Source organism: Methanolinea mesophila (assembly GCF_017873855.1).
Taxonomy (GTDB): Archaea; Halobacteriota; Methanomicrobia; order Methanomicrobiales; family Methanospirillaceae; genus Methanolinea_B; species Methanolinea_B mesophila.
In genome coordinates this window covers 209,598-221,835 of sequence record NZ_JAGGKR010000002.1, presented here as the reverse complement: position 1 = coordinate 221,835, position 12,238 = coordinate 209,598, and the positions used below count along the sequence as shown (strand labels likewise).

At 59.2% G+C, this 12,238-nt stretch carries 13 protein-coding genes; 8 read left to right on the top strand and 5 right to left on the bottom strand.

The genetic code is table 11. From position 1 onward, the window contains the following. Positions 1–405 precede the first annotated feature (405 nt). Complete coding sequence (locus tag J2741_RS13120; RefSeq protein ID WP_209676190.1) at positions 406–1,062, bottom strand: tetratricopeptide repeat protein; 657 nt, start codon at positions 1,060–1,062, stop codon at positions 406–408. Positions 1,063–1,324: 262 nt separating this feature from the next. On the opposite strand from J2741_RS13120, the gene J2741_RS12525 reads away from it, so the two are divergent. From J2741_RS12525 to J2741_RS12500, 6 genes are all read left to right on the top strand, one after another. Beyond that, on the top strand, positions 1,325–1,573 hold the full coding sequence (locus J2741_RS12525) for a hypothetical protein (protein ID WP_209676189.1): 249 nt from the start codon (positions 1,325–1,327) through the stop codon (positions 1,571–1,573). A 236-nt stretch (positions 1,574–1,809) separates the two neighbouring features. Further along, complete coding sequence (locus J2741_RS12520; RefSeq protein ID WP_209676188.1) at positions 1,810–2,256, top strand: DUF3887 domain-containing protein; 447 nt, start codon at positions 1,810–1,812, stop codon at positions 2,254–2,256. A gap of 114 nt (positions 2,257–2,370) precedes the next feature. Further along, on the top strand, positions 2,371–2,874 hold the full coding sequence (locus tag J2741_RS12515; protein WP_209676187.1) for a flavodoxin domain-containing protein: 504 nt from the start codon (positions 2,371–2,373) through the stop codon (positions 2,872–2,874). A gap of 292 nt (positions 2,875–3,166) precedes the next feature. Continuing rightward, positions 3,167–3,754 (top strand): QueT transporter family protein, encoded by a 588-nt coding sequence (locus tag J2741_RS12510; protein ID WP_209676184.1) that lies wholly within the window; start codon positions 3,167–3,169, stop codon positions 3,752–3,754. Between the two features lie 314 nt (positions 3,755–4,068). After that, the gene (locus J2741_RS12505) at positions 4,069–4,494 is read left to right on the top strand and encodes an SRPBCC domain-containing protein (protein ID WP_209676181.1); all 426 of its coding nucleotides are present in this window, start codon (positions 4,069–4,071) and stop codon (positions 4,492–4,494) included. 160 nt (positions 4,495–4,654) lie between these two features. Then, positions 4,655–5,380: an SIMPL domain-containing protein gene (locus J2741_RS12500; protein ID WP_209676178.1), complete on the top strand. Its 726-nt coding sequence runs from the start codon at positions 4,655–4,657 to the stop codon at positions 5,378–5,380. Positions 5,381–5,723: 343 nt separating this feature from the next. On the opposite strand, the gene lon is transcribed toward J2741_RS12500, so the two are convergent. After that, positions 5,724–8,108, bottom strand: coding sequence for an endopeptidase La (gene lon / locus J2741_RS12495; RefSeq protein WP_209676167.1), 2,385 nt, complete (start codon positions 8,106–8,108; stop codon positions 5,724–5,726). A gap of 55 nt (positions 8,109–8,163) precedes the next feature. Next, positions 8,164–8,583, bottom strand: a complete 420-nt coding sequence (locus J2741_RS12490) for a MarR family winged helix-turn-helix transcriptional regulator (RefSeq protein WP_209676162.1) — start codon at positions 8,581–8,583, stop codon at positions 8,164–8,166. A gap of 105 nt (positions 8,584–8,688) precedes the next feature. On the opposite strand from J2741_RS12490, the gene J2741_RS12485 reads away from it, so the two are divergent. Then, positions 8,689–10,179, top strand: coding sequence for an MFS transporter (locus tag J2741_RS12485; RefSeq protein ID WP_209676159.1), 1,491 nt, complete (start codon positions 8,689–8,691; stop codon positions 10,177–10,179). A 177-nt stretch (positions 10,180–10,356) separates the two neighbouring features. Here J2741_RS12485 and J2741_RS12480 read toward each other — a convergent pair whose 3' ends face one another. After that, positions 10,357–10,731 carry a VOC family protein gene (locus J2741_RS12480; protein WP_209676156.1) on the bottom strand — a complete coding sequence of 125 codons (375 nt, stop codon included), beginning with the start codon at positions 10,729–10,731 and terminating at the stop codon, positions 10,357–10,359. A 224-nt stretch (positions 10,732–10,955) separates the two neighbouring features. Here J2741_RS12480 and J2741_RS12475 point away from each other — a divergent pair, with 224 nt between their 5' ends. Next, positions 10,956–11,174, top strand: a complete 219-nt coding sequence (locus tag J2741_RS12475; protein ID WP_209676152.1) for a hypothetical protein — start codon at positions 10,956–10,958, stop codon at positions 11,172–11,174. Between the two features lie 51 nt (positions 11,175–11,225). On the opposite strand, the gene J2741_RS12470 is transcribed toward J2741_RS12475, so the two are convergent. Beyond that, positions 11,226–12,212 (bottom strand): SRPBCC domain-containing protein, encoded by a 987-nt coding sequence (locus tag J2741_RS12470; RefSeq protein WP_209676126.1) that lies wholly within the window; start codon positions 12,210–12,212, stop codon positions 11,226–11,228. Positions 12,213–12,238 lie beyond the last annotated feature (26 nt).

Below are 12,238 nucleotides of genomic sequence, written 5' to 3'. Positions count from 1 at the left end.
ATTCCTTATAGGGTATATTAATACATCGTCGCTATCGTGTTCGGATGACGAAGTGAGTGCGGAGGAATACCTTCCGGCCACCCAAGCCCGGAAAAGTATGTCTCCAGGCCTCACGGATACCTGGAAGAGGCCATATCCGTTCCGGTTTCCCCGCCATCACGTAAAGGGCCAGAAAGGACATAGCCGACTGAAACCCCGGGATCCGAATCGTTTGAAGCCGGTATCGAAATCGGGACACTATAGGAGGAGTCTTTCGGACTCTCCCATCGCTTGCGGGGGGCTCTTCCTGCCATCCGTCCCGCACTCCTCCGCCGGGATTTCTCCCCGGCGGAGACTTTGTACCTGCATCTACAAAACCAGGGATTCTGCCGGGATCTCCGGCCTGCATCTTACAAGGCTGCGGGGCTACGGCGATCCGGCCTGACCTGAACGGCTCATTGCAGAAAGAATACGCTCTTTCAGGAATCGTGCACTCTCGTTCTCCGGGTCGAGAAGGATCGCCCTGTCCACACATGCGGAAGCTTCCGTATAGTATCCCAGGTTGAAGAGTGCGACGCTCTTTGCCATCCAGGCTTCGGAAAAGTCCGGATCGAGCGCAATTGCCCGGTCGTAATACGGGATGGCCTCGGCGAACCGGTTGTCCCGGGAGGCGGTCGTCAGCCCCTGGATAAGCAGCTCCCGTGCCTCCGGCGAGTCCGTCGAGATCTCATCGCTCGGGACGGCCATCGCGATGACCTGGTTTCCGCTGTTCCATGCCGGTGAATCCGGTGGCGGGGGGAGGGGGGCCACTGCCGCTTCGCTGACGAGCACTATCCCGACCACCAGGACCGCGAGCAGGAATCCTGCTGCGAGAGGCGGGGCGAGCGCCGCACCGCGAAAGTCCTCCCTGAGGAATATCGCGATACACGCGATGGTGAAGAGGATCTCGGCTATCAGGAGGAGGGTGATCAGTCCGGCAGGATGCCCGGACGTAACGCCGGTGACCGCCCAGGTCGTGACAATGAGAAATATCCCGGCCCCGATGCCCGCGGCAAGAATCTTCTCCTTCGTGCGAACTTCCACTCTCTCACCTCTGATAACAGCATGAGCTATGCAGGATTAAACTTTTCTTTCGGGAAGGATGGCCTCTCCCTCGACTGAAATTTCTTCCGGGGGAAAACCCCTTTATTTTACTTTTCGACGAGATCCGTACAATCCCGGAATCACCAAATCGGATAATATGTTGGGAGGGAAGAGCGCACTATGGCGGGCTCCGGAGGTCCCCGGACAAGGGGGTTCACGAAGGGAAACACTTATGCCGCCTTTTTACATAAATCGCACAGGAATGGATTCAGCAAAACCGGACGGGTGTTTCAGGTGTCCTCACTGCGGAAATAAGAGCCCGGCGTTCCATCCGCTCTGCCCCGAGTGCGGCCGGCCATTTATGCGGGACTATGTCGATGTCCGGGTCCACCCCAGGGACCCGGACCCGACGGGCGTAGTGACCAGTAGGTTCTGGGCAAGGGTGTTCGTAGTGATCGTCGCGGTCTGGGCACTCGTAATGCTGTGCATGTGGATCTACGCAGTGTTTTGAAGATCCCGGAGATAGATTTAGGAAACCTCCGTGACCGCGGTGGCCATCGCCCCGGGTCGGCGGGCGAACGGATTCCGCTCCGTTCATTCCCCAAAATGAGATTGGAAACAGGGATCACAGGCATTGTCAGTTTATCCGGGGAATACCAACGTCCTTTTCCGGCCCGTGATCCCGGGGTGTCTCCTGCCCGTTCACGCGACCTCATATTCATCATCCGCCGGTTTAAAATAATCACGATGAAACTTACTCCGATACAGGTCATCGCGATGCTGGCGGTCATTGCCGGGGTTTGCGTCTGTGGCTGTACGACCCGGGACACCGTGGTGCCCGATGAGGAACGGGCCTCCGTGCTTGTGTATGCGGACCCTGTTGCAGACGGCCTGCTGCAGGGGTTCAACGAAGACAATTATACGAAGTACTCCGCTGATTTCGGTCCGGAAATGAAAGCAGCCCTGGATGAGGCGGCATTTAAGCAGAACCGCGATTTCGTCGTATCCAGGATCGGGCTCTACGTGTCCAGGGGAAGTCCGGTTGTTACCGAGAGTGGCGGGTACATCGCGGTGAACTATCCGGCGAAGTTCGAGCGCGAGGACGGAGTGAATGTCCGGCTGGTCTTTCGGAAGGACGATGAGTCCCACCGGCTGAGTGGCCTCTGGTTCCAGTCGCAGAAACTGAGCGGTTGACGTTTCTCATCGTTGGGGAAACCGGCCAGGTCTCGGGACGACGGAACCTGCGGGAGACCTCACCGCACAATCATTTATTTCTGTTCCGTTTCAATTAGCGGCTGAGGTTCACGCATGTCCGCCCGGATACTTGTCGCATATGTGTCGCCGAAAGGTTCGACCGCCGAGATCGCAGAGGCTATTGGAAAAGAACTGAAATCGGCCGGATACAGTATCGATATAGCAGAAATGAAGGCCGTCTCCTCCGTGGAAGGATACAATGCGGTCGTCATGGGGGCTCCGCTCTACATGGGAAAAGTCGTGGGAGATATGGCGAAATTCATCAGGAAACACCTCGATGACCTGGAGAAGATACCGGTCGCCGCATTTACCGTGGGAATGTCCCCGGTGGATAAGAATCCCGCATCGATGGAGAAGGCGACGGAGATCTTCCATCGCGCCCTGGACCCGTTGAAGCCGGCGGCAGAGACCATCTTTGCCGGAAAAGTCGACCCGGAGAAACTTTCCTTCATGCAGAGGTGGATGATCGGAAAGGCACAGGCTCCGGTCGGCGACTTCCGTGACTGGGACGCGATCGCGACCTGGGCAAAGGAACTGCCCGGGAAGCTGGGAATATAAATCGGGGCATAGTGCCGGAAACCCGATGGATCGCCCGCGAGGATGAAGGCTGTCCTCCATTATTTTTCTTCTGACCACCTTTTAGACGTTTGTGGTCTCGTCCCGTACTACCCGTTTTATGAACATCTCCTGCCGTGAAGTGAAAGGGCCTGGCGTATCTCCCGAAAGAGTCCGTGATAGTGTTCTCGGACGGTGGAACGTGCCGAAATTATTGTCCGGTCCCTGGAAGGTGATGGGGAACAGTCGTTTCAAACCCGGATGTTTTTTTACTCACGCACCAAGACAGGATTGCATGCACGAGCTCGCCGGGGTCTGGACCGACCGGAGGGGAATTGCATTCATTGCAGTGACTGCCGTCCTTTACGCGATGCTCCTGATCCCGTTCAACCAGGCGTCCCTGGTCGTCGCGGGGATCTCCATCCGGCCGGCAGCGGCACTCCCGGTGGTCTTCGGAATTCTCTGGGGTCCTGCGGCCGCGTGGGGCATCGGGATCGGGAACGTCGCCGGGGATCTCTTCGGTTCCTGGTCCCCGCTCTCTATCTTCGGCTTTCTCATCAACTTCATCTATCCGTACCTCTCTTACCTCCTCTGGCACCGGCTGATGCAACGTCGCACGATACGGATGAGCCCGTATGCCCTCGGGATGTACTGGATCGTCGCCTTCGTGGCCACCCTTATCTGCATGGCACTCCTCGCCACCGCAGGGACACTCTTCTTCGGCCGGCCATTCGTGAGCAAGTTCGTCAGTTACTTCGGGAACAATATCTTCTGGACGATGACCGCCGGTGCGGTAATCTTCGGGCTGGCGCTCGGACCCGCGATAAGAAAAGGATTCGTATACGGCAGGGAATGGACGAAGAATCACGTCATTCCCCGGTAAATGAGAGGTCTCGGGGAGCGATCCTCCCGAGTCCTCTTTAAAAGAGTTTTTTTACCAGGAGCCCAGGATGGCGAGGGTCCAAAATCCTCTTTTATTTTCCGGGATGACAGATTGCACGGCACTTCACCGACCACGGGTACGCGGTTCATCCCGAGCGATACTCGGTTCCGCAGAGAGCCTGGCGAAGTGGAGGTCCGGGGTGCAATCCAGTGCGGGATACTGACACGGGCGCCGGTTGATGACCCGGGAATGTTCATGGGGCAGCGGGGACACGATTTATCCCTGCGGAAACCCTTCTGACGTATGATCCATCCATGCGGACCATATATACTGAACTACAGGTCATCGCATCCCCGGAACATGTCTGGAAGGCAGTTGTGGCCTCCCCGGCCATTCCCGTCGAGATCCGGGACGCCATACATGACCGGAGGACAGGGGTGAGTATGCGTGTACCCATGAGTGCCGGTGGCAGAGGTGCTACCCTCACGGTAACGCTCCTTGCGGTCGTTCCATTCCGGGAAATCCGGTGGAAAGGGTATCTCTGGATCCCCGGGCTTTTTGACGGCGAGCATAGTTTCGAAATCAGGGAGGATTCAGAGGGAAAAACGCTGCTCGTCCAGAGCGAGAGATTCACCGGGCTTCTTCTCCCCTTCCTTTCCGGGACAATTAAAGCCACGAAGCAGGAATTTGAAACGATGAATTCCGGGATCAGGGACCAGGCAGAGCGAGTCACTGGTTGAAACAACTTTTTTTGAAGATGCAGGCCGGGTTGTTCCCGCCGCTATCATGAATAACCGCACGTGTATTCCGGGTTCCCGGCAGCCTTATGATGACTGCCAATCCGTTCGCAGTCAAGGCAACCTTAAACCGGGCTGAAGTGAAATCTTGTCCTGAACGAACATGAACGCCAGATTATCGATTCTCATCGCTGCCGCGGTGCTCCTCGTCGTCCTCGCGGCGACCGGGGCCGTATCGGCGGCCGATACCAGCATCGAGCATACCATCACCGCTTCCGGAACCGGCTCCGTAATGGGGACCCCCGACCGGGCCCAGATCTCGCTCGCCGTCGAGACAGAGAACCCCGACGTGCGGGTGGCCCAGGCCGCGAATGCCGCACGGATGTCGACGGTAATGGATGCCCTTATTGCAGCCGGTATCCCGAAGGACGCACTCAAGACAACCGGATATAACATCTACCCGGTATACGATGACTCCAAGCTCCTCTACGGGCAGAAGATCACGGCATACCGCGTGACCAACACCCTGACCGTCACGCTCCACGATGTGAGCCGGACGGGAGAGGTGATCGATATCGGGATCGCGAACGGGATCAACCAGGCGAATTCCATCCGGTTCTTCCTCTCCGACGAACAGAACCAGGTGCTGCGGACAGAGGCGCTGAAAGAAGCCACGGACAGGGCGGCAGCCGATGCCCGGACGGTCGCGTCCGCGCTGGGGGTCAGCATCTCCTCGGTGAAGTCCGTCGATATCGGCGGAGGGTACTCCCCCGTGATATACCAGAACTATGCGGTGAGCGAGAAATCGGCCGGTGGGTCGTCGACACCGATCGAAGCCGGAGACGTTACCGTGACGGCGACGGTCACCGTGACCTACCTTATCGGCTGATTCAGGAGATATCTTATTTTTCTCGAGGTTTGTATCACCTGACCTCCACCAGCCCCCTCTCTTCGTTACGACGAAGACCGGCATCCACTCATTCCGGGAAATTGCCATTGGCGAAAAGGGAATTCCCCGGAGAAGTATGGTGTAGCTGACCGGGCTTCCTCACGCGGTTAGCACATGGATCTGCCGGACGCTGGCGCATACCGAAAGGGTGCCCCATATCTGTTCTCATTCCTCCTGTCGCCTATTAAATCCATAAAAAAATTTGTGCCAGATATACTGGCATTTTCTGCCGGGAAAAGGGGTGTACCCCGGCAGTCCCGGGTCTTTTTGTTGCAGGTGAACTTCAGCAGTTCTGCACGGGGATCACGCTGTTCCCTTTGTGCAGGAACACGGTCCGGGGAAGCTCGATCCCGAGCGCCTCCCGGAGGACCTCGTCGACGTTCTCCACCGTGACGAACATGAGTTCCTCGCGGACATCTTCGGGGACGTCCTGCAGGTCGCGCTCGTTCTCCTTCGGCAGGATGACCTTCCTGATCCCCGCCCGGTGGGCGGCGAGGACCTTCTCCTTGATCCCGCCTACCGGGAGCACCGCTCCGGAGAGGGTGATCTCTCCGGTCATGGCAAGGAGCGGGTCGACGGTCTTCCCGGTGATCAGCGAGGCCAGCGCCGAGAAGAGGGTCACTCCCGCGGAGGGCCCGTCCTTCGGGGTCGCTCCCGAAGGGACGTGGATGTGGATGTCGCTCTTGATGAAGTCGAACCCGTTCTCGGTGTTGGCGAGCCGGGACCGGAGGAGGGAGAGCGATATCGTCGCCGACTCCTTCATCACGTCCCCGAGCTGCCCGGTGAGGGTGAGCTTCCCGGTGCCTGGCATGAACGTACCCTCGATGAAGAGGATCTCCCCGCCGACCGGGGTCCAGGCGAGACCGGTCACGACCCCCGGCACTGGTTCCTTTCGCGCCATCTCCTTCCGGACAGGCTCTTTTCCGAGGATTTCGGGCAGCATTTCCACCGTCACCACGAACGGGAGCTCCGCCTTACCGGAGACGATCTTCTCGGAGAGGTACCGGGCGGTCTTGGCGAGCTGCTTCTTGAGCCACCTGACCCCTGCCTCACGGGTGTAGCTGTCGATGATTACCTTCAGTGCCTCGTCCTCTATCACCAGCTGACCAGGCTCAAGGCCGTGCTCCTTGAGCGTCTCGGGCAGGAGGTGGTCCTTCGCGATGGCGAACTTCTCGTTCTTGGTGTAGCCCGAGATCTCGATCAGCTCCATCCGGTCGAGGAGCGGTGCGGGGATCGTGGCGAGCGTGTTCGCCGTGGCGATGAACAACACGTCGGAGAGATCGTAGGCGACTTCCAGGTAGTGGTCCGAGAAGGTGCTGTTCTGCTCGGGGTCGAGTACCTCGAGGAGCGCCGCCGCCGGGTCTCCCGCGTAGGACACCGCGAGTTTGTCCACCTCGTCGAGAATGAAGACCGGGTTCTTCGTGCCCGCTTTCTTCATCCCCTGGATAATCCTCCCGGGCAGGGCCCCGACGTAGGTCCTCCGGTGGCCCCGGATCTCGGCCTCGTCCCTGACTCCGCCGAGGCTGATCCGGACGTACTCCCGGCCCAGCGCCTCCGCGATGCTCCGGCCGAGGCTCGTCTTCCCGGTTCCGGGCGGGCCGGCGAAGAGGAGGATTGAGCCCTGCTTCTCCTGCTTGAGTTTCATGACCGCGAGGTGCTGGATGATCCGTTCCTTGACCTTTTCCAGGCCGTTGTGGTGCCGGTCCAGCACCTGTCGGGCCTCGTCGATGTCGATACTCTTCTTCTCTCCGGTCACCCAGGGAAGTTCGAGCATGAGGTCCAGGTAGTTCCTGATAACGGCGCTCTCGTGGTTGTGGCTCCCCCCGGTCTCGAGCTTGCGCACCTCGGCGAGTGCTTTTTTACGCACCTCTTCGGGCATATCCGATTCCTCGACGCGCTTCCTGTACCCGCCGTCTGCGGAGGATCCGTCGCCTTCGTTGAGCTCTTCCTGGATCACCCTGAGCTGCTCGCGAAGCATCGCCTCCCGGTTCGACCTGCTCACCCGCTCGTTGACCTTCTGCGCCATCTCGAGCCTGAGGTTGATATCCTCCCGGGCCGTGACGAGCATCTCCAGGAACCGGATGTACCGCTGCCGGACCGAGACCGTCTCGAGGAGCGCCTGCTTTTCGGCGACCTCGACCGGCAGGAAGGGCATCACGAACGCCATGATCTGGTCGACGGACTCCATCCGCTCGAGCGGCCGGACGAACTGCTCGGACCCCGGGAACCGTTTCCCGATCTCCAGCACGGTCGCCCTGACATCCCCGAGGATCTGTGCCCGCATCTCTTCTCCGAGGTCATGGGTATCGGGAAGCGCCTTCAACTCCGCATAGAGATGCCCGGCTTTTTCATGCATGAACACGGCCTTCACCCGCTGCACCGCCTGGGCGCAGACGAGGTACCCGTCGTCGGAGGGCTGTACCCGGGTGACGTGGAGAAGGCTCCCGATAGTGTAGAGCGACGCGGCGGTCACTTCGGAAGGGGAGGTCTCCTCCTTCACCGCGAGCCCGACCGCGGTCGCTGCCCCGGCAACCTTCATCCGGGCGAGCAGGAGTTCTCCTGTGGACTGGTCGACGTGGAATTTCGTCCGGCTCTCCGGAAATACGACGATCTCGAAGAGCGGTACGACCAGGGTGTCCTGTGTGGTTTCGTTGTGTGCTGATAGCATCTGTTGCCTCTGAATTTAGTTCGAATTTACCTAACCAAAGTGCCCGGGAAAAAAATTACCCGACCTTTTCGAGCAGCCTTGCGAGGAGTACCTTCTCCCGTTCGTCGAGAGACTCCATCATCTGCTCGATCACCATCCGGAGCGCATACCGTTCCGCCTGGGCGATCCTCCGCCCTTTCTCGGTCAGGCTGATGTAAAGCACCCGCCCGTCGTCGGGAGAGGGTTCCCGGTACACGCAGTCCATCCGGACGAACTTGTTGATCATCTCGCTTACGGTCGGTTTCGAGTTCCTGGTGATCTCTGCGAGCCTGCTGAAGGTGACTCTCCCTTGTTCATCGATCGTCTTCAGGTAGGAGATCTGGGTGACCGTCATATCAGACAGCCCGCATTCGGAGAAGATTTTGCAGGAGCATTCGTTCCTGGCCCGAAGAAGGCGTTCAAATATCTCGAACAGCTGCTCGTCCTGTGGTCTCATACTCCGATCTCTAGTTAGTTAGGTATTACCTAATGATAAAGGTACGGGTGGTGCATCACCCAAAAACGACATCCTCATCTCCCGGTCCGCCAGATATGAAAAGATATGGATGCCGGCCGGGTGAAAAAACCAGAAAAGGGCTACACGCTCCTCATCATCTCTATCTCGCTCGCAACGTTCATGTCGGCCCTCGACGGGACCGTCGTCAATATCGCACTGCCTACGATATCTGAAGCATTCAACGTCTCCACGAGCACCGTCAGCTGGGTATCGACCGTCTACCTGCTGGTGATGGCCGGGTGCGTCCTGATCTTCGGCAAGGTCTCGGATAACATCGGGTTCAAGAAAGTATTCCTTTCGGGATTCCTTATCTTCACCATCGGGTCGTTCTCCTGCGGGTTCCTCCCGGATTTCATCGCATCTTTTCCTGCACTCATCGGTTCGCGGGCGTTCCAGGCGCTGGGTGGCGCCATGATCACCGCCATCGGACCCGCCATGGTTACCGCATTCATACCCATGGAACAGAAAGGCAAGGCGATGGGCGTAGTGCTGACCTTCGCCGCCCTCGGCACGGCGATAGGGCCGACCATCGGAGGTATGCTCACCCAGTACCTCTCCTGGAACTGGATCTTCTTCATCAACGTCCCCGTCGGGATCGTTGCGATACTTCTCGGTGCGAAGGTAATCCCGCACCAGGATAGACGGGAAGGGACCGCCAGGCTGGATCGGGCGGGAGCGGCCCTTATCTTCGTCGGTCTTGCCTCTCTCCTCTTCGCCCTTTCCGAAGGGCAGACCCTCGGATGGACTTCGCCGACCGTAATCGGGACTCTTATCCTCGCAGTGCTCACCCTCGGCGGGTTCGTGTGGTGCGAACTCCGGTCCCCGGACCCGCTGCTCGAGCTCCGCCTGTTCAGGAGCAGGAATTTCCTGATGACCAACCTGATGGTAATCCTGCTGTTCTTCAGCTTCGCCGGCATCAGCTACCTGCTCCCGTTCTACCTCGAATACGTGCAGGGATACAACCCCTCGAGCGCCGGGCTTATCCTGACCTCCCTCTCGGGGGCGATGATGGTCGGCGGGCTCCTCGCCGGGGTCCTCTATAACCGGGCGGGGGGCAGGCCGCTCTGCATCGCGGCCGGAATTGCGGTCGTCGCCGGGTACTTCCTGCTGACCCTGATCAGGATGGGCACCCCGACCGGGTTCGTGGTCCTCTGCCTTGTCCTCATCGGCTTCGGGCTCGGCCTCATGCTCACCCCGGCATCCAACATGATCATGAACTCGGTCGGAAAGAGGTACCAGGGAATGGTCTCCAGCCTGACCAGTCTCGAGCGGTTCGCACCGATGACGATGGGTATCGCCATAATCAACCTGGTGTTTATTCACGGGATCATCGCGGTCGCCAGCCACAGCCGGATCACGACTGACTCCCCGGCATACGTGAGGACCGAGGTGCTCGTCGCGGGGTTCGACCTTGCGTTCCTCTTCGCGTTCCTGGTCGGGATCGTGATCCTTGTCCTCGCGATACTCGCCAGGCAGGAGACGCATCCCGATTACCAGGCGGGTGTCGAAGAAACGGCAGCAGCGCTTATTCCCTGACCAGGGTCAGGCCGGGAAATATGCCGGGGGAGTGCGGAAGAGGAGGAAGAGGAGGAAGAGCGTGGATGTGGCAGGGAATTCTCCCTGAAATTCGATGTCCGGGGCCGGATATCGCGGAAAAGAGAAACGATCCGATCCCGCAGGATCCGGACCCTGTATTGGGGATGGAGCCGCAGATCACCCCTGCTCCGGTTTCCAGAGGCCGATCGCGTTGCCCTCGGTGTCCTGGATGACCGCGACGAGGCCCACGTTCCTGATCCCGCTCTTCGGCATCATGATCTTCCCGCCGAGTTTCTCCACCTTCGCGAGGAGCGGGTCTATATCCCCGACCTTCACGAAGTTCATGATCGGGGAGGGCCCCATCCGCTTGTAGATCCCGCCCATGTTCATGGTCCCTTCCTCGGGCTCGCCGGTGACGACATTCTGCCACTCGAGCGACGTATCTTCGAGTGTGGTATCCGGCTCGATCGCCCAGCCGAGGAGCGTCCTGTAGAACTTCCTGGCCCTGGCCACGTCGTCGGCCGGGATCTGGAAATACGCGATGTTTGGCATGGTCCCGTAAACGCATTCTCTCCTGATATACCTTTCCGGAAATCCGGGAAACCAGATCCACACCATGAACGGGCAGAAAAGAGTATTTCTGGAAGCAGACCAATGAAGAAATATATGGTGTGGAGGGAAGTGAGGGAACGGGTTCCGGTTCGGGAGGAATCCGGACCTGTTTCCGGTGAACGGTGATTGGTATGGAAAGGAAAGGCATTTTTATGTTCATATTGATGATCATCGGTCTTGCGGCCGTGATCTATGGGGTCGTCACCTTTCAGTGGCTCCTTATGCTGATAGTCGTTGCAATTATCGTCATCATCCTGATTGTTACGGACGTGATGAGCAGGGGGTCTGCGGGGAAGGTCCGACCGCGGAGTCCCGAAGAGATCCGTATGCACCAGTACGAGGAGTCTATTAATTCGATCAGCAGGGAGATCCGGAAGATCTAAATCCCGTTTCCTTCCCCGGTGCCTGCAAACGGGGGCCGGGGCCACTTCGCCCTACTTCATTTCAACCAGTTTCGCGAGCCGGTCGAGGGTCTCGACTCCCCCCTCCCTCATCCCGGACTCGAGCATCCCGTCCCGGTCCGCGACCGACTCGAAGACCGACCTCGAGGTCAGCTTCGTCCTCCCGCCGTCCAGCTCCTCGAGGGTCTCGATCCCCAGCAGGACGTGGCCGGGCATCCCCTCGTACTCGAACGTCTCCACGATCCTCCCCGGGGTGACGTCATGGTATACTCCGTGGAACCAGGACTCGTTCCCCTCCGCGTCCCGGTTCAGGTACCTCCACATACCGCCAGGCTTCACCTCCATTTTTTCCACCTCGATAGTGTACCGCGCCGGCGCCCACCACTGCGTGATGAGGTCCGGGTCCGTTATCGCCCTGAATACCCGCTCCCGGGGGGCATCGAAGACCCGGGTCATATAGGCGTCCTGCCTTCCCGGTATCGCCACGAGCAGGGTCTTTCCGGTCCGGGACACGGCCTCGTCGAGCAGCCGGTCCAGCTTGTCGAAGGACCCGTTCCATCCCGCCCGGGCGGATTCGACGGAATCTCCGGGAGGGATCCCGGTGTGGACCAGGGTGAACTTCGTCTTCCCCCCGTCATGCTCCTCGAGGGTGACCGTCACCAGCAGTTCCTTCGGCCAGATCCCGGTCATCCCGTAGTGCGCCGCGGGGAGGATGTTGCCCATCTCGTCGGAGAAACTGTCGGTGGCAACAATCCGTTCGAGCGGGACGATCTCGCGGTACTCCCCCGTGCTCCAGAAGTCCTCGCACTCCGGTGACCGCATGCAATAGAGGTACTTCCCGCCGACCCGGAAGTCGATCCGGGCGACCGGGGAGGTGAACCCCTCGGGCCCCCACCACCTCATGACGAACTCGGGCTCGGTCCAGACCATCCAGACCAGATCGCGGGGCGCATTGAAGATACGCGTGATGGTAAGGTCTTTATCGCGGGATTTTTCTTTGGCCGGAGGCGATTGTGCCATGTGAGCATGGGTGACGCTGATTGGTA

Coding starts and splice junctions, on each gene's coding strand:
- J2741_RS12515 (WP_209676187.1), top strand. CDS start 2,371: ATGTCCGCCCGGATACTTGTCGCATATGTGTCGCCGAAAGGTTCGACC.
- J2741_RS12470 (WP_209676126.1), bottom strand. CDS start 12,212: ATGGCACAATCGCCTCCGGCCAAAGAAAAATCCCGCGATAAAGACCTT.
- J2741_RS12490 (WP_209676162.1), bottom strand. CDS start 8,583: ATGAGACCACAGGACGAGCAGCTGTTCGAGATATTTGAACGCCTTCTT.
- J2741_RS12525 (WP_209676189.1), top strand. CDS start 1,325: ATGGATTCAGCAAAACCGGACGGGTGTTTCAGGTGTCCTCACTGCGGA.
- J2741_RS12485 (WP_209676159.1), top strand. CDS start 8,689: ATGGATGCCGGCCGGGTGAAAAAACCAGAAAAGGGCTACACGCTCCTC.
- J2741_RS12520 (WP_209676188.1), top strand. CDS start 1,810: ATGAAACTTACTCCGATACAGGTCATCGCGATGCTGGCGGTCATTGCC.
- J2741_RS12480 (WP_209676156.1), bottom strand. CDS start 10,731: ATGCCAAACATCGCGTATTTCCAGATCCCGGCCGACGACGTGGCCAGG.
- lon (WP_209676167.1), bottom strand. CDS start 8,108: ATGCTATCAGCACACAACGAAACCACACAGGACACCCTGGTCGTACCG.
- J2741_RS12510 (WP_209676184.1), top strand. CDS start 3,167: ATGCACGAGCTCGCCGGGGTCTGGACCGACCGGAGGGGAATTGCATTC.
- J2741_RS12500 (WP_209676178.1), top strand. CDS start 4,655: ATGAACGCCAGATTATCGATTCTCATCGCTGCCGCGGTGCTCCTCGTC.
- J2741_RS12505 (WP_209676181.1), top strand. CDS start 4,069: ATGCGGACCATATATACTGAACTACAGGTCATCGCATCCCCGGAACAT.
- J2741_RS12475 (WP_209676152.1), top strand. CDS start 10,956: ATGATCATCGGTCTTGCGGCCGTGATCTATGGGGTCGTCACCTTTCAG.